Annotated in this window: 23 protein-coding genes and 1 pseudogene; 12 read left to right on the top strand and 12 right to left on the bottom strand. The window is 61.8% G+C overall.

All coding sequences use genetic code 11. The features are described from left to right. Positions 1 to 363: 363 nt before the first annotated feature. Both ABH939_RS28150 and ABH939_RS28145 read right to left on the bottom strand, forming a co-directional pair. Positions 364 to 1,158: a hypothetical protein gene (locus tag ABH939_RS28150; protein WP_404650472.1), complete on the bottom strand. Its 795-nt coding sequence runs from the start codon at positions 1,156 to 1,158 to the stop codon at positions 364 to 366. Between the two features lie 773 nt (positions 1,159 to 1,931). Next, entirely contained in the window at positions 1,932 to 2,072 is a 141-nt protein-coding gene (locus ABH939_RS28145; RefSeq protein WP_154606704.1) for a hypothetical protein, read from the bottom strand. A gap of 340 nt (positions 2,073 to 2,412) precedes the next feature. On the opposite strand from ABH939_RS28145, the gene ABH939_RS28140 reads away from it, so the two are divergent. Both ABH939_RS28140 and ABH939_RS28135 read left to right on the top strand, forming a co-directional pair. Next, a complete protein-coding gene (locus tag ABH939_RS28140) occupies positions 2,413 to 2,961 on the top strand; it encodes an AAA family ATPase (RefSeq protein ID WP_021333803.1) in 549 nt (182 codons plus the stop codon). 635 nt (positions 2,962 to 3,596) lie between these two features. Beyond that, entirely contained in the window at positions 3,597 to 4,418 is an 822-nt protein-coding gene (locus ABH939_RS28135) for an HAD-IIB family hydrolase (protein ID WP_141751457.1), read from the top strand. Here the strand turns inward: ABH939_RS28135 and ABH939_RS28130 are convergent. Further along, a pseudogene (locus ABH939_RS28130) lies at positions 4,418 to 4,606 on the bottom strand (lipid-transfer protein); the annotation flags it as partial. The gene ABH939_RS28135 and the pseudogene ABH939_RS28130 overlap by 1 nt on opposite strands. 324 nt (positions 4,607 to 4,930) lie before the next feature. On the opposite strand from ABH939_RS28130, the gene ABH939_RS28125 reads away from it, so the two are divergent. Both ABH939_RS28125 and ABH939_RS28120 read left to right on the top strand, forming a co-directional pair. Then, positions 4,931 to 6,157, top strand: coding sequence for an MFS transporter (locus tag ABH939_RS28125; protein WP_209448326.1), 1,227 nt, complete (start codon positions 4,931 to 4,933; stop codon positions 6,155 to 6,157). 118 nt (positions 6,158 to 6,275) lie between these two features. After that, complete coding sequence (locus ABH939_RS28120; RefSeq protein ID WP_209448325.1) at positions 6,276 to 6,761, top strand: DUF6301 family protein; 486 nt, start codon at positions 6,276 to 6,278, stop codon at positions 6,759 to 6,761. Positions 6,762 to 7,139: 378 nt separating this feature from the next. On the opposite strand, the gene ABH939_RS28115 is transcribed toward ABH939_RS28120, so the two are convergent. After that, positions 7,140 to 8,270 carry a lipase family protein gene (locus ABH939_RS28115; RefSeq protein ID WP_003941079.1) on the bottom strand — a complete coding sequence of 377 codons (1,131 nt, stop codon included), beginning with the start codon at positions 8,268 to 8,270 and terminating at the stop codon, positions 7,140 to 7,142. On the opposite strand from ABH939_RS28115, the gene ABH939_RS28110 reads away from it, so the two are divergent. The 4 genes from ABH939_RS28110 (at position 8,243) to ABH939_RS28095 (ending at position 11,846) form a co-directional block, all read left to right on the top strand. Continuing rightward, positions 8,243 to 8,707, top strand: a complete 465-nt coding sequence (locus ABH939_RS28110) for an IS3 family transposase (protein WP_372510022.1) — start codon at positions 8,243 to 8,245, stop codon at positions 8,705 to 8,707. The genes ABH939_RS28115 and ABH939_RS28110 overlap by 28 nt on opposite strands. 467 nt (positions 8,708 to 9,174) lie before the next feature. Next, positions 9,175 to 9,651, top strand: a complete 477-nt coding sequence (locus ABH939_RS28105) for a DUF5956 family protein (RefSeq protein WP_134932037.1) — start codon at positions 9,175 to 9,177, stop codon at positions 9,649 to 9,651. 342 nt (positions 9,652 to 9,993) lie between these two features. After that, entirely contained in the window at positions 9,994 to 10,797 is an 804-nt protein-coding gene (gene proC / locus ABH939_RS28100; RefSeq protein ID WP_209448324.1) for a pyrroline-5-carboxylate reductase, read from the top strand. 671 nt (positions 10,798 to 11,468) lie between these two features. Then, a complete protein-coding gene (locus ABH939_RS28095; protein ID WP_209448323.1) occupies positions 11,469 to 11,846 on the top strand; it encodes a hypothetical protein in 378 nt (125 codons plus the stop codon). Positions 11,847 to 11,999: 153 nt separating this feature from the next. Here the strand turns inward: ABH939_RS28095 and ABH939_RS28090 are convergent, their stop codons facing one another. Both ABH939_RS28090 and ABH939_RS28085 read right to left on the bottom strand, forming a co-directional pair. After that, the gene (locus ABH939_RS28090) at positions 12,000 to 12,299 is read right to left on the bottom strand and encodes a hypothetical protein (RefSeq protein ID WP_333902720.1); all 300 of its coding nucleotides are present in this window, start codon (positions 12,297 to 12,299) and stop codon (positions 12,000 to 12,002) included. Between the two features lie 203 nt (positions 12,300 to 12,502). Beyond that, a complete protein-coding gene (locus tag ABH939_RS28085; protein WP_256083041.1) occupies positions 12,503 to 13,060 on the bottom strand; it encodes a GNAT family N-acetyltransferase in 558 nt (185 codons plus the stop codon). Positions 13,061 to 13,148: 88 nt separating this feature from the next. Between ABH939_RS28085 and ABH939_RS28080 the strand changes: the two genes are divergently transcribed. After that, positions 13,149 to 13,556, top strand: coding sequence for a VOC family protein (locus ABH939_RS28080; RefSeq protein ID WP_209448320.1), 408 nt, complete (start codon positions 13,149 to 13,151; stop codon positions 13,554 to 13,556). Between the two features lie 78 nt (positions 13,557 to 13,634). Next, on the top strand, positions 13,635 to 14,381 hold the full coding sequence (locus tag ABH939_RS28075; protein ID WP_256083042.1) for a phosphotransferase family protein: 747 nt from the start codon (positions 13,635 to 13,637) through the stop codon (positions 14,379 to 14,381). A 130-nt stretch (positions 14,382 to 14,511) separates the two neighbouring features. On the opposite strand, the gene ABH939_RS28070 is transcribed toward ABH939_RS28075, so the two are convergent. Then, positions 14,512 to 15,207 (bottom strand): hypothetical protein, encoded by a 696-nt coding sequence (locus ABH939_RS28070; protein WP_209448318.1) that lies wholly within the window; start codon positions 15,205 to 15,207, stop codon positions 14,512 to 14,514. Positions 15,208 to 15,669: 462 nt separating this feature from the next. Here ABH939_RS28070 and ABH939_RS28065 point away from each other — a divergent pair, with 462 nt between their 5' ends. Then, positions 15,670 to 15,909: a hypothetical protein gene (locus tag ABH939_RS28065; RefSeq protein ID WP_209448317.1), complete on the top strand. Its 240-nt coding sequence runs from the start codon at positions 15,670 to 15,672 to the stop codon at positions 15,907 to 15,909. Between the two features lie 297 nt (positions 15,910 to 16,206). Here ABH939_RS28065 and ABH939_RS28060 read toward each other — a convergent pair whose 3' ends face one another. Beyond that, entirely contained in the window at positions 16,207 to 16,656 is a 450-nt protein-coding gene (locus tag ABH939_RS28060; RefSeq protein WP_209448316.1) for a hypothetical protein, read from the bottom strand. A gap of 285 nt (positions 16,657 to 16,941) precedes the next feature. Between ABH939_RS28060 and ABH939_RS28055 the strand changes: the two genes are divergently transcribed. Next, a complete protein-coding gene (locus tag ABH939_RS28055; RefSeq protein ID WP_209448315.1) occupies positions 16,942 to 17,463 on the top strand; it encodes a 2-oxo-4-hydroxy-4-carboxy-5-ureidoimidazoline decarboxylase in 522 nt (173 codons plus the stop codon). Positions 17,464 to 17,519: 56 nt separating this feature from the next. On the opposite strand, the gene ABH939_RS28050 is transcribed toward ABH939_RS28055, so the two are convergent. From ABH939_RS28050 to ABH939_RS28035, 4 genes are all read right to left on the bottom strand, one after another. Beyond that, entirely contained in the window at positions 17,520 to 17,975 is a 456-nt protein-coding gene (locus tag ABH939_RS28050) for a tellurite resistance TerB family protein (RefSeq protein WP_003941110.1), read from the bottom strand. Positions 17,976 to 18,059: 84 nt separating this feature from the next. Then, entirely contained in the window at positions 18,060 to 19,616 is a 1,557-nt protein-coding gene (locus ABH939_RS28045; RefSeq protein WP_209448314.1) for a TerD family protein, read from the bottom strand. 40 nt (positions 19,617 to 19,656) lie between these two features. After that, positions 19,657 to 20,550, bottom strand: a complete 894-nt coding sequence (locus ABH939_RS28040; protein WP_209448313.1) for an SGNH/GDSL hydrolase family protein — start codon at positions 20,548 to 20,550, stop codon at positions 19,657 to 19,659. A gap of 158 nt (positions 20,551 to 20,708) precedes the next feature. Further along, complete coding sequence (locus ABH939_RS28035) at positions 20,709 to 22,133, bottom strand: TerD family protein (protein WP_209448312.1); 1,425 nt, start codon at positions 22,131 to 22,133, stop codon at positions 20,709 to 20,711. Position 22,134: the final 1 nt, after the last annotated feature.

Raw genomic sequence — 22,134 nt, 5'->3', positions numbered from 1 at the left:
GTTACCGCAACGAGCCGTCGAGAGCCGCGGCTTGACGATCTGCAACCCGCGACGCAGCTGCCCCTCTCCCACTTCGACAGACAGCTGCGTTACCCACTCACCGCGGTCGAGGCAATGGCGCACAGATATCAGCGCGCCAACCACAGGCCCACACCCGAATCGCCCCATCGAATTGTAGGAAGCACATCCATCGAGGCCGAACCGGCGACATCAGTGCCGGCGAAGACGCAACATTTCCAATGACATAGCGAATTCACTTTTGCTACTACAGGTTTCGGCACAACGTACTGCGAGCGACGTTCAGCACTTCCGCGATTCGGTCATGGATACGCCGTCGCCCTTCATCTTGGTCCGGCAATAGAGTCACAGCCCGACCACGCCGAGCAGAGCTTCTCCTGGATCGACGACGGCAACAACGGCCGCAACGAACAGCAGCGCCATCGCAATGGTCATCACAGCACCGAGCGATCCGAGGGCGACGAACATCCGACAGTGGGCACCGTTGATCGTGTCCGACGACCTGTAGCGTCGGAAGGCGATGCGGGTTCCGGTTGCGACTACAGCGATCACCACGGCGGTAGCGACAATCGCCGCCCAGTTGTAGTGCTCAACCTGTGTGAGCAACTCGAGCAGTGGCGGCCCGGAGTCTCCGCTCTGCACACCGTTGTCGATCAGAGACTGCGCTGTCGGCCCGTCCGCGTTGTCAGCGGAGAGCATCGGAAGCAGCGCGACTACGGGTGCGACCGTCGACTGGATGTTGAGCACAGCCACAAACACCGAAACCAATGACAGCACAGTCGTAGTGGCCGCCGCGACCACGCAACCTACGCCGGCCGTCAGAGATCGCCGCCACAGAGTCGCCGCGAGCAGACCCAGAACCGCGGTCAGCAGCACCGAGATGACGATCTTGATCGCGTGCCACTCGAACCAGTAGTCCACCATCTCCGCCAAGCCTCGAGGATAGGTGCGGACTCCGCTACCCCAGTAGTCGACCAAGCCGCGGCCGAGCAGCACACTAATGACGGATTGATCTTGGAACTGCGGATAGCGTCCGCGTAACAACGCGGCCGGGCCCAAAACGAACGCGGCCACCAATGCCGCTCCGGCGCATGACAACGCAACGATCGACCAGCGGCTTCGGTTGACGGACGTGCTCATTGACGACTCCCTTCCGGGAGAGAGTCAATCAGCAGGTACTCGACTGCACATCCATCTGCAGTACTACATCTGACGAACGAGGTACCAGCTCAGGATTCGATACTCGATCGCCGGCCGCGCCGGACTCTGGCAATCGTCACCGCGGCCAGGATCAACCCTGCAACCGTGATGAAGTCGGATTCGGTCACCCCGCGCGAAGGCCACGCTTTCGGCCGCCGCCATCGAGGGTAGGACCGCCTTGGTGCTGGCCGTGCTTAGTGGACAATGCGAACATGACGACCTGCGCTCCTGCTCAAACCGTGCACTTTCATCAGAAGCATTACACGGCAGTGGTTTCTGGCGCGAAAGTTTCCACCGTCCGCTGGCGCGAAGACATTCACGAAGGGCCGGCAATTTTCATCTTCGATAAATCACCCGACCGCCCGCCCCCTTTCAGGACAGGTCACCGCTGTAGAAACGTACGATCTCGCTCATCTGTCGCCGCTAGCAGCCCGCCAGCCACCCGGCACCGGCATGACGAATTTCGCAAGACAACTCCGGGTCAACTACTACCCCGAGATGCCTGAAGACGCTGTTGTTCAGGTGGTCGTCATAGCCACCGGTCACCACGGGGATTCGTCACTGCCCCCGACGTAGTGCAACCGAACTCAGCCATCGAAAACGTCTGTTGTACTTCCGTGTGCGTCGAGGTCTGCACTGCCGGCGCCGATCAGGTAGTTGCGGCCAATTCTGGCTGGGTTGATCGGTCCAGGCGCGCTGGCACTCGTCCGGGGTCAGCGTTGTCGTGGATCCTCTGCGACAGGGCCGCCTTCGTTTTCCCACCGATCCAGTGCGCGTTTTTCCTGCTTGGCGGCGGTGTCTTTGCGTGATCCGAGTGATTTTACGGACTTGAGTAGTTCTGTGAGTCGGCCCATGACCGGACCATACTCGACTTTCCGGCGAAGCTGACCCAGGGTTGGACGTATCTCCATCTGAGATGCCATAGGAGACTTCGACGGCGTCGACAACCACGAAACCTCCGCCCCACCCTGCTTGCACTACCCGCACGAGAACGCACGATCCGGGTGCAGGGCGGCGAATTGCCAGCGGGCCAACTCGGAGTGCGATTTCGGGACCGAAATGTTCGCGGCCAAACCGCGAGCACGACGGCGGCGACGCTTCGCACGACATCGCCGCGACGTTCGGCGAGAATACTGGACCTAGGCCGGGAAAATCGGGTGCTTCAGCCGTCGAGATAGGGATAGGTTGTGGTGCGTGAGCGCACAAGTGATCATTCTGACCGGCCCACCAGGGGCAGGGAAGTCGACCCTCGCCGCGAAACTTGCCCGCGGTTACAGCAAAGGCGTTCATCTGCACACAGACGACTTCTGGCACTGCATCGTTTCGGGCGCGATACCTCCGTACGAGCCCACGTCCGATGCGCAGAACCAGACTGTCATGGATGTGATCGCCGGCGCCGCCTATACCTATGCTCGCGGCGACTTCACCACGGTGATCGACGGAATCATCGGGCCGTGGATGCTCCCCCACTTCCGAACACACGCGACACAGCACCCGAACTTGGCGGTCCACTACATCGTGCTCCGGCCGCAGCGCGACATCACGCTGAAGCGAGCCCAAGCCCGAACCGCGCCAAGCGCCTTGATCGACGAGGGGCCAATCCTCTCGATGTGGGATCAGTTCTCCGACCTCGGCGAGCTCGATGATCATGTACTGGACACGTCGGGCGACGAGGAAGAACAGAGTGCCCAACAAGTGGCAGCGGCCATTCGCGACGACCGTTTCCGACTCTTTGCACAGTAGCGGCTCAATCCGCCGGAAACCGTCTTGTTGCAGGCCATCTCGCGGGCCATACGAGGCATACCAGCCAGGGACCCTTCAACCGGAGTGGAAAGCCCTCTTTGGTTCGCCGACTGCGGTCTCGGCTTTCGCTGTCAGTCTCAGAATCGGCCGTGAACTGTTGAGACCAAGGCTGTTTCTGAGGCACCAGAGGATGAGACATGTTCCCGTATGTGACTGAGAAATGAGTGCAGACCACCAGCTAACCCTCGTCCGCCGACAGAAAACGGTTCCGGAGCGAAATCGATTTCAACAGTTGTCGAATCGACAGCGTGTCCGAGAAACCCGTCTCACCTTGTGGGGAGTTCATTAAACAGGTCTGACAATTCTGATTCGGGAATTTCATGGCCTCGGGCGGCCTCGCGTGATCCGGTGACTGCAGCTCAGGAACCACCGTCCGTCCTCGGTGGTGTCGAATCCTTCTGTGAGGGAGCGGAATGCGATGCCGCGCCCGCCGAGTGTGTGGACGGTGCCGATAACGTGGCGGACACCGCTTCTGTTTGGGCGACGAATACCGATTCGAGTATGTTGCACCCGAACCGACCTACACACGGTCTACCGATGAATTTTGTCGAGTTGACACTATCGAAGGATGACCCTTGGTTTTCGAATCCGGCCACCCGATGATGATTGCCCTCGACATTGACGGCACCCTGCACGTCGCGGAGGACACGAATCCGCTCGCGCACGAAACGATCAGCATCGCAGTGAGATCGGCTGTGCGGGCAGCTGTTCGATCCGGAGCCCACGTCGTGCTGTGCACCGGCAGACTCGCCCCCGCCACACGACCGTTCCTACTCGAGCTCGACATCATGACGGGGTTCGCGATCTGTTCCAACGGGGCCGTGCTGATCGATGCCGCAACCGGGAAAATCGCGGAGCAAGTGGTCTTCGATTTACGCACTCCCATCGCGGCACTACGCGAACAACTACCCGGCGCGATCTTCGTAGCCGAGAACCCGGGCATCGGGGTCAGAGCAACCGGCCCTGTCGACGACGCGGATATGCACCACGGCGAGGTCGAGCTGGTCGATATCGACGAACTTGCGACCACGCCGACCACCCGACTAGCGATCCACTGGCCTGGACGCAGTGGGCAGGAGCTGACCGAAATCTTGTCTACTCTCGACCTCCCCGGCATTCGAAGCCTGTGCTACGAAGACGAACCACTGGCCGACTTGACCGCAGCCGGCGTAAGCAAGGCTGCGATGCTGGAAAGGCTGCGCATCGAGCTGGGCGTCGCCGCAACACGGACCCTAGCCGTCGGTGACGGCATCAACGATCTGGAAATGCTGGACTGGGCAGCTCACGGCGTGGCCATGGGTCACGCACCCGCTTCCGTGCTTGCCGCAGCCGACCAGATCTGCCCACCAGGCACCGAGGACGGTCTTGCCACCGCATTGTCGACATGGTTCCGATAGAACATCTGGGCTGTGCGCGGCGCGTCGTGGACGCCTTGGATCTCGGTCATCAGATCGTCGAAACGGAACATCGGCGCTGGGCGGTCGTCCCAGACCCGCTTGAGTGCGCCGGGTTTCATCTGCTCGAAGCCGACAGCCAATGCGCATTCGACGGTGCCGCTGGCGACGGCTTGGCGTGCGAGAAAAAGACCGAAGATCCTGTGGCGCCCTGACATCCAGCGGTGGAACATGCCTTGGACGTAATGGGTGAAGCACTCATTCTCGTACCCGTCGCGTTCTTCAGTGCGGGGTATCAAGAAAATGCTTGTGGGAGAGCCTGTTTCGATCATGGTGATGCCTTCCCTCGAATCGGTAGAGTCGCCCCCCTGTCGCCATGTCGAGTACTTCTGTCAACTTCGCAATGCCAAACAACCGTCCCGGGCTCAGCACCATATCGGGCGTGCTCGACTACAGTTCCCTTCATGGGACGGACCTGCGGAGTCGGACATGTGGCGGCATCGTGAGTAGAAGCGATGAGTGACATTTCGCCGGCAGGTCACCGATCATCATTTCGACGCTTCCTCACGGCCGCGGTGATCAGTTCGGCCGGCTCGTCGGTGACAGCGGTGGCGATGCCCATTTTGGTAGTGCAGCTTTTGGACGCGACGCCGTTCGAAGTGGGTGTGGTGAACGCGGCTCAGTTGATCCCGTATGCGGTGCTCGGGTTGGTCGCGGGGGTCTACGTCGATCGGTGGCGGCGCAAGCCAATTCTCGTGTGGGCCAGCGTCGGTCGGGCAGTTGTGCTCGGTGCCGTCCCGCTTCTGTGGCTCGCCGGGCTTCTGCACGTCTGGGTTCTGGTCATCGTGTTGCTGTTGTTCGGCTCCTTCTCGGTGTTCGGCTTCGCTGCGATGCAGTCCTTGTTGCCCCGGCTGGTTCCACGCAGTCAACTGGTGAAAGCAAACGCTCGACTCGACCAAGCCGACGCAGCGGCAACGACATTGGGGCCAACGGTCGGAGGCACACTCGTAGGCCTGCTCGGCGCTCCCGTGGTGATTGCCGTCGACGCAATCAGCTATCTCGCTGATGCCGCACTAAATTACGGTCTCGACGTAGACGAGCCTCGACCCGCTTCTCGCTCCCGCAACCTGATGAACGAAGTGCGTGAGGGTCTGAGATTCACCTACCGCCACCGCACTCTCAACCCGCTCGCAATATCGACACACGTGTGGTTCCTCGCCAACGGAGCCGCGTTGACTGTGCTGTCTCTCTTCGCCCTCCGCTCACTCGGGTTCAGCGCCTACACATACGGCCTGCTTCTGACGACGTTCGGTGTCGCAAGCCTCCTCGGAGCGTCCAGTGCACATGCGATCGGCACGCGAATCGGACCAGGACGAACGGTCATCCTCGCCCGCTCGCTGTATCCCCTCACCTGGCTTCTCGTTACCTTCGCGACCGACACACTTGTTGGCCATCTCCTTCTCTTCGCAGCTCTTGGCCTGCAGGGCTTGGCAGCAGGCGCGGAGAACGCGAACGAGATGGGCTATTGGCAAGCGCTCACTCCGGATGAGCTTCTCGGGCGCGTGAATGCCGCCCGGCGTTCCGTCAACCGCACCATGGCCGCCCTCGGTGCCGTGACAGCAGGCCTGTTGGTCGGCGCGATCGGCGAACGCCCCACCCTGATCGGCGTCACCATCGTGTTCGCCATCGCAGCAGGCACACTGGCGTTCTCGCCGCTGCGACACTCGGCGCGGGATCTCTGACCTCGGCGTTCAGCGCAGGTCTACCTCCGCGGCGGCCGAGTTCTCTGACAGCGTGTAATTCCTAGGAGCGTCCGTTCCAGGTCCAGGTCATGTTGACACTCGCAGATAGCATCCACGCATGCACGTCGACATCGAGGGCGCCATCCGGATCGCCCGCCTCGCCGCAGAATTCGACTGGACCTGGGCCGTCGACGACCTGGAACCATTCTGCGCACAGGCTGGATGGGAGCTCGTCGAACTCAGGCATGCTGGCGGCTCGATTCGGACGAACTTTCATGTCAGCCGGCCGACGGCGAACATGTTCGGGCGGCAACACAGAATGGATTCGATCTCGATCTTAGTCACGGACGTGGCAGATGAAGCTACGCCCATGACCGTGGTGCGTCCGTTGCTGGTCGAAGGATTCACGAACCTCGATGTGGCACTAACTGCACTCCTGGGGACAGCCACGAGCGCCGAACCTGAGGCAACTATCCGGTGGGATCTGCCGAAAGCGGTCATCACACTGAACCGGGGTGTCAGTGCGATCCACCTGCATCTGAAGAGTCCGGGATATCAGGCATGGGCGGATGAGCCCGAACCGGAGTACGAGGACGAGGACTAGCGATCGAGGTCATCTCCTGACCAGCTTCAGTCGAATTTTGTTGCCAGGAAGAATATTTCAGCAGAACGGCCAAAGTCGGTTCGCCTGGTCGCATCGCACTGTGGCCCCAAGCGATCCGAAACGTCGAAGTCGATCGCCTAGACGCTGTACGTGTCTAGATCCGCGGTCCACCCAGGACATGCGATGTTGACGTCTATGGTTATTGACGCGCCTCGCTCCCGATGTTCGGTGACGGTCCAACCTGCGGCGGGGGCAAGAGCCTCGACGCCATAGCTGCAACGCTCGGCTTCGGCAGATCCTCGGTCAGCCGCGCACTCCTGACGGTGCTGAGAAGATGAAAAGTGGGTCGGACAGGCTCTCACGAAACACATGATTCACCTACGGCTGGAAGAGATTCCGGACGAAGGAGAGGCTTTCGGGGAGCGCTGCCCGCATTGTCTCGATATGACCGTTCGGATATGTGCGGAATGTAACTGGCTGGCGGTTGGCGGCGAGTTCGGCAGCGAGTTTCAAAGCCAGCGGTGCCGGCACCATCTCGTCCGTCAGCCCCTGTCCGAGGAACACTGGCCGGTCGTACCCGGTCGTCGGGATCTCCAGCATGCCGCGAGCAGCAGCCAGCACCGCGGGATCGTCGAGGGGCCGGTTCACCAGATCGCCGATCGTGACGTCGCCGAGGCCCGATGCCATGTCCTGGTAGCAGTCGGTTTCGGCTCGGGCCAGGGCATCCGTGCCGCGTGGTGTCAGGTAGCGATCGATGTCGAGATCGGGTCGCGCCGCCCGGAGTCCTGCCAAGAGGTACGAGACGAACACGGTGCTGCCGGTCAGTGGCAAGCGGGGAAAGTCCGGCCCCACGAGTGGTGCAAGGTTCTCCAGATTGGACGGCGCCCCGGTCGCGACCGCGCCCCGGTAGTCCAATTCGGGTGCGTACCGTGTGGCGATCGCTGCCGTGACCATAGCGGCCTGCCCGCCCTGAGACTGTCCGAGTGCCAACCACCGCGGTGAGAGCGACGGTTCGACCGCACGCGCGGCACGCACCATGTCGATCACGCTGTGCGCCGCCGACGGTCCGTCCAGGTACGCGTGGATTCCCGGCGTGCCGAGCCCCACGTAGTCGGTCGCGACGATCGCGTAGCCCTGCGAGAGCCAGTTCGTGAGGTACGGACTGCCAACGGTCCCGGTCACGGTGGGAGCGCACTGGTCGGAAATACCTACAGTGCCGTGAGCCCACGAGATGACCGGCCAGCCGCCTTCGGGTGGGTCGCCGGGGGGCAGGAAGAGCGCGCCCGTACTCAACGCGGGCCGGTTCAGCGGTCCTGTGGACCAGTACGTGAGCTTTGATGCGTTGGCGGCGCCGGGAATCCAGAAGGAGTGCGGCAGGGAAGTTGCCGCGGTCACTGTGCCCGGCGTCGTGATTGGCGACGGTTCCTGCGCGTGGACGGGCGCGGTCGAAACGGCCGCGGAGGCGAGCGCGATCACCATTAATGCTTGGCCGAGCCGTCGTCGGATCATTGCACCGCTCCCCGGGTTCATCCGCGTGTACGCCGACTACCATTCTGCGCGATCCGGAGGTGTCGGTATGCCGGTTCGACTATCTTCGGGTGCCGCTCCTGCAGTCGAGGGGCCAGCGGACTGTGCGCGACGAAGAACTTCAAGCCGAGGTCAGCCGTGTGCATACCGAGAATTATTCGGTCTACGGTGCACACAAGGTGTGGCTGGAAATGCGTAGTGAGGGCATTGATGTGGCACGGTGCACGATTGATGGGTGTCTTCGGGCTCGAATGCGCACGAAGAGGCATGACCAACCAAGCGCACCGCCATCGCCGATCCACAAGGACATCGCGCGGACGATCTGGTGCAGTGAGGTTCAACCCTGTGACGCCAAAAATGTTGTGGGTGAGCGCTTCAAGTGTTCGGCGACTCGGCCTGAGAGGAGTGAGTATTCATAATCGAGCCGCGTCCAACCCGTCGGACGCGGAACATAGACACCACCGATCACGCTCTCCTGCACCGAAAATTGTTCACGCGTGAGATCAATCTCCGACCCGTCTGGTAACCGGTTCCGCCAGTGAAAGTCCACTCGTTCATCTCGAACGTGCACCTCGCCGCGAACCAGGTCACCACCGAAATAGTCGTGCACCACCACCGCAGTAGTCGCACATTGCCCGCGCGCGGGATTCTCCTCCGACCAATCCCCGATGTCTTCTGGAGCGCACGTATCGGGTCCCCATGCAGCGTTCAGTGCTTCGGTTACGCGGACCAAGGAGACGGAATCCATCGACGAAAACTACTATGCAACGTGAACGGCATTTCCTTAGGGAATTCAACTCTGGCAGAGAACAATTGCATCCGTTGCACCTTGCTGCGTCTGCTCCCTTAATGCCGAAATCACAGCTCGCGCACGATAATGGACGACATGGCGCAGTACTGGAGCGAGTATCCATTGTCCGAGGTCGACGGTCAGGTGCCCAGTGCCCTGCCTGTGGGTCGCTACGTCAGCGTCATTTCGAATGGACACGGAGCGCTGACCGCGTGGGTTGCGGGGCCAAGCAGGTGCTACAGGACACCGCATCCGGCATCCGCGCACCCGCCCGTACGGGTTACTCGCGGTGACCCGAGCAGGGAACCCGAGGAAGTCTGGTTCGAGCCATACACCGAAGAAGACCTGCGGATGGTCAACGACGACGTCAACTCCTACCTCGCGGAGGCCGGAGTCCGGTTGCAACCCCGGGGGTACAAATGGCACGTGCTGGTGCCTGAAAGCGTTCGCGATGGCGAAGAACTGGAATACGCGCTGCGTGAGAAGAACCAATACATCGAACCGGCCGAAGTCCTAAGAGCAATAGAGCGATTGTACGAATCACTGGTCAGCCAGATACCGCCGACTTCCTGACCAGTCTCGCCGGTCTACGGTCTCAGCCAGACCAAATCTGTTGCACGATCATCCACAGCCACTCACAGGACAGCTTGGTGAGCGCCTCGCTCCTCTGAATTCCGACACATGCTTCTCACCAATCGAATTCATCGAAACGTCTGATCCGGCACCCGACATCGAACATCGACTACCCCAACGTAGTTCAATGCCAACAAGAGCCTCAGCGCGCACAAGCCATGAAATCGATTCCACACCAATCGAATAGCTTGTTCTGTTGAGAATCCAGGACATTCAAAGCCGTTACACAAAGCCGGCACAACCCCCCCAACTCACCGTCGGCAAAACGCTAAGCTCGGCGCCATGGTGATCTCGGTACTGGGTGCAGGAATGATCGGCGAAGCCCTCATGTCGGGCCTGCTGCACGGTGGGCACAAGCCCGAAGATCTCCTGTTCACCACGCGTCGGGCCGACCGCGCGCAACAGCTGACCACCAAGTACGGCGTGAAAGTTGTCGAGACTTGGGAGGCCGTCGAGCAGGCGGACGTGCTGGTCGTAGCTGTGAAACCGCAGGACATCGACGTGACGCTCGAAGAGCTGAGCATCGGAATGACAGCCCACAAGCTGCTGGTGACCGTGTGCGCCGGTCTGCCGACGGCACTGTTCGAACGTCGCCTCGGCGACGTTCCGGTCGTGCGGGCCATGCCGAACACCCCAATGGTGGTGGGCGAGGCGATGAGTGTTCTCGCCGCCGGCCGGTACGCCACCGCCGAACATGTGGCCACCGTCAAGGCCATGTTCGAGCATGTCGGGGAGGTCATCGAACTGGCCGAGCCTCAGTTGGACGCCGTCACAGCGCTGTCCGGGTCGGGGCCTGCGTACTTCTTCTACCTCGTCGAAGCGATGGTCGACGCCGGTATCCGACTCGGTCTGCCGCGAGCGATCGCCGAAAAGCTGATCATTCAGTCGGCCGTAGGATCGGCAAAGATGCTCGACGAGTCAGACGACAATCCGAGGAGTCTGCGCGAGGCGGTCACTTCGCCCGGAGGGACGACGATCAGCGCGATCCGTGAACTGGATAGTCGCGGCGTTCACACCGCCGTGCTCGCGGCGATCGAAGCCGCTCACGACAGAGCCGCAGAGCTAGGCAAACAGCACGACAACTGAACGTCCCCCACCGCCAAGTTGGCGCGGTGACCGCGAGTTCGCCCAGGCCGAAGCCACCCATCTGGGACAGGGTGAGTGCGCTAGCGGCATCTGGTCCACAAGTACGGCAGTTCATTGAACCGACAGTTCCTGCGCGGTGGCGCATAGCTCGCAATAGCGTGGGACTCCGGGGAAACAACAGCCTCTGCATGGGCGTCACTGCCTCAATAGTGCTGTTGCACAGACTCAATGACGACCTGGCGGGTTGCTGGGGGCATGTGCAGTATTCGAAAGGTGCTGTATTCCGGCCGACGATGGACACTCAATCATGCGCCCACGCAGTGAGGACCGAACGTCAGTCGACAAAGCCAACAGGGTGCTCATGTGGCTACTGTGGGGATGGGGCGTGGGCAATGTTGCTGTGTGGTGGATCCACCTCGCCCGACGCAGCAGTCGTGAAGTCCAGGTGTCGCTGGTAGCCCAGGCCCCTTCGGTGAACGCACCTGGGTTGATATGGGAGGCTTCCTCGCCTACTGCTCGCTGGCATCCCTCTTCGCAATCCTGATCCGGTACATCCTGGCTCACAGATGATGCCGTCGTTTCCTTATCCCGAGACAACACACCACGGGGTCTGTAGTCCGAAATCGAAAACCCGCCAGACGGAAGTGTCTACTGTTCGCCATACTTCGTGCATGCGCAAAGGGAGCCGGCTGTGGCCGGCGAACGCCGTCGCAGCGTTCGTCATGCTTGTGATCGCCGGAACACTCGTCGTGGTGTCCATCTACGGCGGTCTCTACTACGCGTGTCACCGGACACCCGCTGACGAATTCCCGATCAGTCTCACCTACCGTCACCGGCACTACAACCGCAACGGCGACCCCGTCGCCGACATGCCACGATCTGCGAGTGGATACGACTACTCGAAAGTCGACCACATCGACGACGAGAACATCGACCTGTATGCCGCAATTCGGCCGGGACGGCCCGTCACCACCAGCCAACCCGTCACCGTCCTTGCGCAAGGGGCGAACGGGATGTTCGTCCCGTACACGCTCCAAGGCGGTCCCTGAGAACTCGACGAAACGAACCGACGGTCTACCCCACGGCGCTCTCCCAGCACTCACATCATCCGGCCGATTGCCGCGGGTTCAGGATCCGGGTGAAGTCCTCGATCGGCGTTTCGGCGGCACATCCGTGACAGATGGATCGGTTGATTTCGGGCGCTACCCCATTCCCTGACTGACAATGAGCCAAGGGTCACCGTCAGACTCGCGGGCGAGCATGTACCCCCACGAAGTAGCGCCATTGTGCATCGACGCGACAGTCCGCTGTTCCAAGTCGAAATGAGTCAAGACTTGAACGCCCTGCTGGTACCCGGACATCCCGTTACCCTCGGGGACCTGAGGCAATGGATCCCCGACCTCGATGTTCGTGATGCTGACGATGTTGGTGAACCAACTATCCGCAGTGCTCTCGAACCGCTGCTCGAACTCAGGACTCAGCAAACGCTTCGCCGCCTCCACGTCATGCGCATTCAACGATTCGAGAAAGGCCCGCACAATGCTGGTGGGCGACGCGGACCGAGGGCCCGAACTCGTGACTGTTTCGGGCGCCATTGCGTTGCAGGCGCATATCGAGACTGTGGCGGCGAGCGAAACAACCGCACCAACAACCGATCTCAAGGTCCACCCATTTCTGAAAACCACCATCTCCGATCGCTCACTTCTCAGCACGATGTCGGCGACCACTCGTCAGCAAGCACAGCGAATACCACCGTGTCCGTCCACTCGCCCTTGACCCACATATCTTCCCGGAAATGGGCCTCCCGTCGCATTCCCACACGACGTGCGAGCCGAGCAGAAGCATCGTTTCGCGCATCCATCTGCGCCCTCACCCGATGCAGCGACGGTGCTGCGAACACGAGATCGCGCAACGCGGTCACCGCTTCCGTCGTGAACCCCTTCCCCGCAACCTCCGGGGAAAACACCCACCCGAGTTCCGCAGAGTGTTCGGTCCCTTCGATCAACCATGCCCCCACATTGCCCACCACCCGGCCCTCGTATTCGACGACAAGCGCCAGATGACCGTCGCCGAGGCTTCGGCACAAAACCCTCCGCTGCACTACCTTCCGCGCATGGTCGATTGTCCACGGATCGTCAAACAGAAAACGACACACCTCATGACGGCTGTAATAACGCAGCAGATCGTCCACGTCATCCGCGCAGTAGCCGCGGAGCACCAACCGCTCGGTGCTGACCGGCTCGAATACCTCGGACACTGTCATTACGCCACCTTCCCCCTCGCTTCCCACACGCCCCCGGTCAGAGCACAGAACTGGCGGCGTGATGCCGGAGCCCTGATAGAACTGTCGCATGCCGCTTTCTGCAAAGTTGTTCGCCGTGACCGTCGACTGCCCGCAGCCCAGAGAACTAGCGGAGTTTTATCAGAAGTTCCTTGGTGGACAACTTCGTTCAGGTAACCCGGATTTCGTTGTGCTCACGAGTGAGCAGGATGTCCGCATTGATTTCCAACGCGTTGACAATCATGTGCCAGACCGGTGGCCCAACCCGGACGCGCCTCGTCGACTTCACCTCGACTTCAGTGTCGACAACCTTCCTGAAGCTGAACAGCAGCTGTGTGATCTCGGTGCAGAACTCGCTTCTCACCAACCGGGTGGTCAGCGGTTTCGGGTCTTCTTCGATCCCGCCGGGCACCCGTTCTGCGTCACCTCGTCTCAGGTGGCAGCAACGATCCCACCCCGCTCGGACCCGAACGAGTGAGCTCGAACAACCGATCACGATCGCATGCGCACGATAACCCCCCCGACGCCAGAGCCCATCTCAGTCACAATTGTCGACGTGACAGAAGTCGAGGTCGTCGTCGCCCATAACGAGCGCGCGACTCTGCGGGTCGGCGAGGTGTTCCTCAAGATCGACGCCGATCAGTCGAATACCGACGTCGAGGTCGAAGCAATGCTTCGAGCCCCAATCCCCACGGCGCAGATTCTGTGGCGCAAGCCGCCCGTGCTCGCGCTCGCCGCACTGCGGGGAAACGCGCTCGGTCGCCTCGGCGAACCGTCGACCGCGTCTTCAGCGGCGTGGGCCGCAGCAGGTGCCGCCGTTCGAATGCTGCACGACGCACCGTTGCCGCCCTGGCCCGGCCGTAGTCTCGACGACATCGCCTCAGAACTGGACCGCGAATGTGCATGGCTGACCAGGAGCGGGGCCGTTGCCACCGGCGTGATTGCATCCAACCGTCGGATTGCCGAGATTGCGCTCAGGTCGTGGACTCCGGTGTTCACACACGGTGATCTCCAAGCCTCCCATATGTTCGTCGCCGGCGACGAGGTCACCGGTGTCATCGACTGGTCCGAAGCAACCCAAGGTGATCCCTTGTACGACCTCGCAACACTGACCCTCGGCCACCCGGAACATCTCGATAACGTCGTTGAGGGCTACGGCGCTGACGTCGACCTCGAGGTCATCCAGGCGTGGTGGTCGTTGCGCAGCTTGAGAGGTGTCCGTTGGCTGATCGAGCACGATTTCAATCCAGCCGCACCGGGCTGCGAAGTCGACCTGCTGAACCGACAAGCGATACGCGGATGACGAGAACCGAATCACCAGGATAGTTCTGCCGCGCTTCGATTGGACCGCAATTGCACTGTCGCACCGACTCACAATGACGACCCTGTGGGTTGACTGCGAATGCGCAGCATTCGAAACGTGCAGTATTCCTTCACAGCAATTGCGGCAACTCGAATTCGATCGTTGTCGGAGCCAGGCCGAACTCGGGATATGCCACGGTGATCCACAAGGGCCCCTGAGGTGGCGGGCTGAGAAAGTATTCGCCGCCGGTGGTGATCCCGAACAGGTTCTCGGCGATACCACGCCACGAACGGCCACCGTACAACCAAGGCTCATTCGGGTCGTCGGGGTAGTCACCGGGGTGGGTCGAGTTCGCGAGAATCGGCCCGGTGATGGTGTCGACAATGAGTCTAATTCTGTGCGGTTCACCGGGTTTGATCCGGGATCCGAAATTCATCTGCTCGTTGCTCGGCTGGGCGAGGGAGGGCATCTCCTCGGGCGTAGGTTCGTGCGCTACGACATGGAATGCGAGCCCAGTACGAAATAGCTGCAGGTTGGTCAACCGGAGATCGAAGCAGGGGTCGGCGGGGAACGGTAGGGATATGTCGTATGAAGCGCGAAGGTTGGAATCGGCTTGCGGGAGTCGTCGCCAGTCGGGGAGATCTCGGCTACGAATCAGTTGTTCGGTGCGTGATCGTTCAGGACGATTCAGGGCATCCAGCTTCTCCCTCAATACCGGGTCCGGAATTTGTTCGACAGCCAGCCGCAAGACCTGACCACTGCGCAGTACGTGCGCATCCCACTGCGGGGTGGACCGTACGTAGGCGAAATTGATGCGTTCCGACATCTTGTGATCCTCTCGCCCCGGGTGTTACAAGATCGTATTCCGCCGCCGACCGGCCGCAGACTCAGCCAGACCAAATCTGTTCCACAATCATCCTTTCCGTTGGAGGACCATGGAAGGATGATGAGATGCGTACGTTGATCGCAGCGGGGGCTGCAACCTTCTTGATTGGGGGTCTTATCTGCGTTGGCTTCGTGCTTTGGTGGCTCGGGCAACCGACCCATTGCACTTCGTACGCACCTCTGACATCACAGATCACGGATCCGACTAACTTACCTACGATCTCCCTCTGCCCTGGCAGTGATGAGAGCCCGACGCTGTATCTCATCGTCGGGCTGCTGGCCAGCGCTGCGGTCGGAGCGCTCACTGAATTCGTTGTCTGGCGCAGCGGAGTTCAGTTGTCGCGCACCCGGTAATTTTTACCCTTCTCACTACCGACCTCGCGGCCTTGTGCTGAAGCGGCATGTGCTTCACCAACCCAAATTCACCACGTATGGAAGCGACACCGCAGGTTGTCGACTCGATGCGCTCGGCGACGACCTCGACGAACTGCTCTCCTACCTAGACGCCTGGTCCGTGGCGATCGTCGATGCCAACTCCTATCCCAAGCGGATTTCCGGGATCTACTACCTCGGCGGTGGCCCGCATTTCGGTTCCGGGTTGACCATAAATACCGCAGCTGATCTGTACGAGGGCAGGGCGTGAATGATGGCTATGACCCATTCTCAGCTAGGCCAAACCTGCTGCACGATCATCCACAGCCACTCACGGACCGGCTGCGGAAACGGACTCCAATACAACCACCAATTGTCCATCTGCGAATCCTCCTCACCTGCACTGTTGCACTGACTCAGTGACGCCCCGGCAGGTTGACTTCGTCAGCGGACTTGTCGGGCGCAAACCTTTGAATGCTGGGTGTCTGAGTCCGCCGTCGGTGTACTCCCGGTATTCCACATCGCACACCAAAAGCGGTCCACATCCGCGTTACCAGACCAGCGCGGCTCACGGATGGACGGACGTAGCACGATAACGGTAGCCATCCTGGTGCGCGTCGGAACCGTACTGCGCAACGAGATCCTCGTATTCGAGGTCCACTAGCTGGCCTGGAGTCAGGACGCGGTACCCAGTCGCCACAATCTCGGAGTAGAACACCCAACAACCGCCGGGAATTTCGGCGGCGTCGAGTACACCCCAGCCCTCATCGGCGTGGAACTCACGGACGACCGCGCTTGCCCGGAGCGGCGGCGGGTCCTCAAATGTGGTTTCGGCAACGAGGTCCGAATCCGTAATCTCAGTGATGGTGCCGTCGGGATCGATGTTCCAGGCTTTGACCCCGGTGAATGTCGGTTCTCGCCCTGGGAAGCTCTGTGGGCCGAAGACCGAGATACCGGCTGCGACGACCGCCAATGCCGTCAGCGCATATCCCCATCGCCGGGAATCCCGAGAGCCCATGGCATGGACGCTACAGGCACCACTACGCCTAGTAGGGGCTGCTCGAATCGTGGGTCGTCGAGCACGGCATCGATGCTGCACTCGACAACTCTGAGCCTCGCCGGTTGCCGCTCGTGGGTTCCTGCGTTGTGTGGGTCAGCTCATTACGCCGCGTTAAGAACCTGAAAACTCGGTGAGCAAACCTTCCTTTCCCAGGTGAAGCGGCGGATTATCGAATTGGCCGCACATCTGGTTACCGTGCGGCATGTCGAGCGCGCCTGAAGGCACAACGGGCCGGGAGGTCACATGCTGCTACATCAATCGATCGGGTTGGAGCGCTTCAACGAACTACCGCGACAGAAGGCGGTTCACGCACTGTTCGAGTGCTGCTGCTCGCTGACGTGGGCCGGGTGGGTCAGCGACGGACGTCCGTTCGCCAGTCACGCGGAGATCCTCTCGCGAGCCGAGGACGCGATTCTCAACCTCTCGGACGTCGACGTCGAACGCGCCCTGCAATGCCATCCACCGATCGGCGTGCGCAAGAACAGCGTGCCGTCCCACCTCGAGCAATGCTCGATCTGGGTTCCGGACGACGCCGTCATGGCCACCATCTATCGCGCCGGCGAGGAGTACGAGCGGAACTTCGGCTTCCGGTATCTGTGGTGTTCGCACGGCCACGACGCCGACGACCTGCTCGAGAACATCGGCCAGCGCATGTCCAACGAACGGTCCGTCGAGCGCAAGGTCTGCGTCGACGAGCTCGCCAAGATCACGCGGACGAGGATCGAGCGCATGCTCGGGCCCGAGGACGGTTATCCCGAGTACTGAAAAGAAAAGCGGGTGCAGCGCTTTCGCGCCGCACCCGCTTTCATGCTCTGAATCGATCAGAGATCGAACTCGGCCGGAGAGATTCCGACTGCAAAACACATGTCGCGTACGACGCCGCGCTCGTGCTCGTCGAAGTTGCCGTCCGCGCCGCCGATGATGATGCCGATCTGGATGACCGCGCGGGCCTGATCCTGCTTCGACTTGAGCTTGGCGATGGTCGCGGTTGCCTCGACCTTGCCGAACTCGTAGTCCGAGGACAGCTTGCTGCAGTACCAGTCGAACTGCTCACGAAGCTCGTCCGGCGGGAAGACCGCGAGCGACTCGTTGCTCATGATCAGCGCGGCGGTCTTCTGACGCTCCGACGGATCGATCGAACCGTCTGCGGCGGCGATCAACGCGCACATTGCCATGCTCGCGTTCTTGAATTCCTTGTTCTGGAACTGGCTGGTCTTTGTCTTGAGCTGGCCGTTCATCTCCTGAGCCTTAGCCTTCAACTGATCCCAGAATGCCATGAGTCTCCTCGAGTATTGCCGCCACACACCGCGCGTGGTCGTACCACCACTCTGCCTGTGCGCTCGGCAATCCGCCATCGGCCACTAGGTGCGGTCGAACACTGCCAGAATTCGCGACTCGGAGATCGGGTCGAGCACGTCCGGGGTGAAGTGCCATTGCGTGCGGGTCCACGGATCGTGAACCTCCGTCTGCCCTGCTGCCGAAAGATGTTGGCACCCCTCGGACAGTGCGGCGACGGATTCTTCCGCGAAGTTCGACTCGTCCTCTCCGACAATCAGTATCGACAAACCGATTCCCGGTCCGCGTTCGGCGAGGAACATGATGGTCTGTGCGTCTTCGGCGGAGTACCCGTGCGGGAAATCGCTGAGGATCAACAGGCGCAGGGAACTCGGGCCATCTGCGACACCACTCATTCGCGCGAGTTCGCCCATGTCGACGGCCTCGGCCAGTGCCCGCAAGCGTGCTGAGATCTCGGTGTGAGCGGTGATGACCGGGCCCGCGAGCATCGGTGCCAGTCGGTCGGTCAGTGGAGTGAGCGAGCCGGTCAGGTCGACGACGTCGAGTAGCGGCATCGGACCGGCGGCCATGACACGCACGGTGACGGCACTGATCAGACCGAGCGCTGCTTTGCTCGACGTGCTGTCCACCCAGATCGGCCGGCGCAATGGCAACGGGACGCAGTACGGAACGGTGAGTGTGCCGCGGTCCGGAGCCGACAGCTCGCCAAGACGCATTCCGTCGCTGACGGCTGTGATCTGGGCCGGATCGGTTGTACCCGCCCAGGACACCGACTTCCACGACGCCATCGACCGTGGGAGCACGCCGTCGATCACACCGAGTTCGTGCGCAAGCTGAGCGCTGTCGCGGGCGTGATTGTCCCGCGCGAGTGAGACGAGGTCGTCGTGACGCTTCTGTGCGGCATCGCGCGCCGCCACTCCCGCTGCCGAGTTCCGCAACGACGGATCTGCGACGGCAGCGGTCAGATCCTCGTCCAAACGGGCAAGCGCGTACTCGCTGCTGGAGACGAAGGAAGCGGCAGATCGTGAGGCATCCTCGAAGATCATCCACGCGCGCTCGAGGCCGCGGCCCACCTCCAACGGCTCCACCGCGGAGTCCCACGCGGGCGCGGCTGTCGGGGCTGGTTGTGCCGGCTCGTCGTCCACCTCGACGCCGTGCACCGAGATCAGTTCCGCCAGACCACCCGCATAGCCCTGCCCGACGGCCCGGATCTTCCAGGCACCGGACTTTCGGTACAGCTCCCAGCAGATGACCGCTGTCTCGGTACCTGCGGTGGGGATCGCGAATTCGGCCAGGACCGAACCGGATTGATCGCTCAGGGTGGCGGAGAGCCCGGCTGTGCGAAAGGCGCCCGCGGCCGTCGCCGCCGGATCCACGCTGACGATGCACAACACGGCCGCGGCATCGGGGTGAAGTCGATCGAGTTCCACCCGGATGCCGCTCTGGTCGAGTTGCACTCCAGCGGTGGATGGTTGGTTGTAGAACACGAAGTCCGCGGACGTCAATGCCCGCAGGTTCGCGTCCGCTACCAGCGCCGACACGTCGAACGGCGTCTGGCTCTCGGCTCGAAACGTCACCACGGGCGCCTGCAGCGGCGCGTTCTGTCCGGGAACAAAAGTCATACCCACAGCAGCGAACTATGCCATGACCGGGCTCTCTCGGTCAGCCTTGCAGATCCGCCACCACTAGATCGGCGACCGCGGTCATCCCGGCGTCCGTGAAGTGCAAGCGCTGCGCCGTCGACTCCGAGAACAGGCCTTCGAACCAACGCTGATCTGCACTCGCACATGCGTCGTGCCCGCCGGCGATGCTCGCCGCCGCAATGTCGACAGTGCGCACACCGTGGGCGTGGGCGACCTCGTCGAACTTCGTGTTGTAGCGAGCGAAGTAGTCCATGAACCAGGATGCGTCGGCGTCTGAGAACGGAATGTTCGGCCAGCATCCGCGAGAGGAGATCATGCCGCCCTCACCGATCAGGTAGATGCGAGCGTTAGGCGCGCGCTGCGTGACCGCAGTCAGGATGCGATCCAATTCTCCGGCAGCCCGGTCGATTCCGGATTGGGCTACGGAATTCGCGAGCGGGTCGTACCGGCATCCACGATCGGTTCCTGGCCCCGGAGCGACGCACAGGGGACCGAGGAAGATGCTGTTGGAGTCGTTGCCGCCGATCGAGATGGTGATCAGGTCGGTGTCCGGGTGAACGGCATCGAGTTGGACAGGCCAGTAGTTCGGAATCAGCTGTGGAGTGTCGATGATGTTCTCGGCGCGTGCCGCGCTGCAAGAGACGTCGGCGAACTCCGCGACCTCGAGTGCCCGAGAGATCTTGCCCGCGAAGTTCTCGTACGAACGCGAACAGGCGTCGGGGTACATCGGTTCCAGCCTTGGACCGGAGGCGCGGGAGTCACCGAGGGCGACGTACTTGATCCCGGTGCCGGATACACCTGACAGCGTTTCCGACTGCGGCACCGAAGCCTGCGCGATTCCGGTGCTCACGAGCGCCAGCACAACGCCTGCGACGGCCGCCGCCCGACCGAGAAGTTTCCCTCGAATGATCATCTACTGTGCCAAGTCCTCTCGCGCACGGCCGCTCGACTGACGGCTCGACATGCCGCATGAGGTTAACGCACAGAGGGTGAAACGATGTCCGGTTCGACGGACGGCGATCGAAATCACCTACCGCCGAACCGGATTCATCTCGACTATGCAGTCTCGACTCAAGCAGTGAGGAAACGGCCCAGCTGCGGCGCAGCTTCTCCTGCGTGCTTGGCCTGGATACCTTCACCGATGGCCTGCAGCTTCCATTCACCGTTCACGCGGTACACCTTTGCCATCACCATTCCGGTGAAAGCCATGCCGCCCTGGAGCGTGTATCGAGCGAGCTCGGAGTTGGTGGTGCTGTCCACGAGACGGCAGAAAGCGTTGGAGACCTGCTCGAACGTGTGTCCGCGGTACGAGGTCACGGTGAAGATCACGGTGGTCACGTGAGCCGGGACCCGCTGCAGATCGACGAGCATGACCTCGTCGTCGCCGTCTCCGTCGCCGGTCAGGTTGTCACCCATGTGACGGACCGAGCCGTCCTTGGACGTCAACTGACCGTAGTAGCAGACGTCGACGAGGTTGCCGTCGGCGTACAGGAGTGCCGAAGCGTCGAGGTCGACGTCGGCGGTACGGCTTCCGAACAGGCCGCTCTTCTTGATCGGATCCCAACCCAGACCCATCTGGATCATGGTGAGCGCGACGCCGCCCTCCTTGCGGAGTGTGACCTTCTGGCCCTTGGTCAGGCTGACGGGGCGTCCCTTGACCAGGCTCACCTCGGGCTGCTGCGCCGGCGGCTGGTTCTGCACGGGAGGCGCCGGGGGTGCCTGGTTGTACGTCGGCTGCTGGTTGTACGTCGGCTGCTGGTTGTACGTCGGCTGCTGGTTGTACGCAGGCTGCTGCGCCGGCGGGTAGGCCGGCGGCGTCGGTCCCTGGTTGTAGGCAGGCGGCTGGTTGTACGCGGGCGGGGCCGGCGGAACCGGCGGCGCGTTGTACGAAGGCTGCTGCTGCGGCTGGTTGTACGCCGGCGGTGTAGGAGCGACGGACGAGGGCGGGGTGATCGGCGCCGGAGCCGCGACCGGAGTGGGAGGCGGCGGTGGTGCATCGTCGACGGACACACCGTGATCGGTGACCAGCGCGGCAAATCCACCCGCGTACCCCTGGCCGACGGCGCGCACCTTCCACGCACCCTGGCGTCGGTACACCTCGAGCGCGATGACGATGGACTCGGTGGTGAGGCCGTCGATCACGTACTCGTACAACACGTTCCCGGCCGCATCGGAGACCCGAGCGGTCGGTGCAGCAGTGCGCCCGAAGTTCGACGAAGCGTCGTCGAGCGTGATGACGGCGCGAACCTGCTCGATATCGGCGGGTACGCCGGCGAGTGAGACTCGGAGTGAGGCAATGCCACCCGGGTTGGGTACCAATTGCACGCCGGGTCCGGTCGGCTGGTTGAAGAAGACGAAGTCGGCGTCGGAACGAACTTTTCCGTTGCTCGTCACGAGGAGTGCAGACAGGTCAGCGGCCGCAGCCAGCTGAACCGAGACAACTACATCCGAGACGTCCAGCGGGCCGTTCTGCCCTTTGGCAAGCGATACAGACAAC

This window comes from Rhodococcus sp. 27YEA6, from assembly GCF_044908235.1.
Classification (GTDB): domain Bacteria; phylum Actinomycetota; class Actinomycetes; order Mycobacteriales; family Mycobacteriaceae; genus Rhodococcus_F; species Rhodococcus_F qingshengii.
Note: the sequence above shows the minus strand (reverse complement) of the source record. Positions and strands in the feature narration are given on the sequence as shown.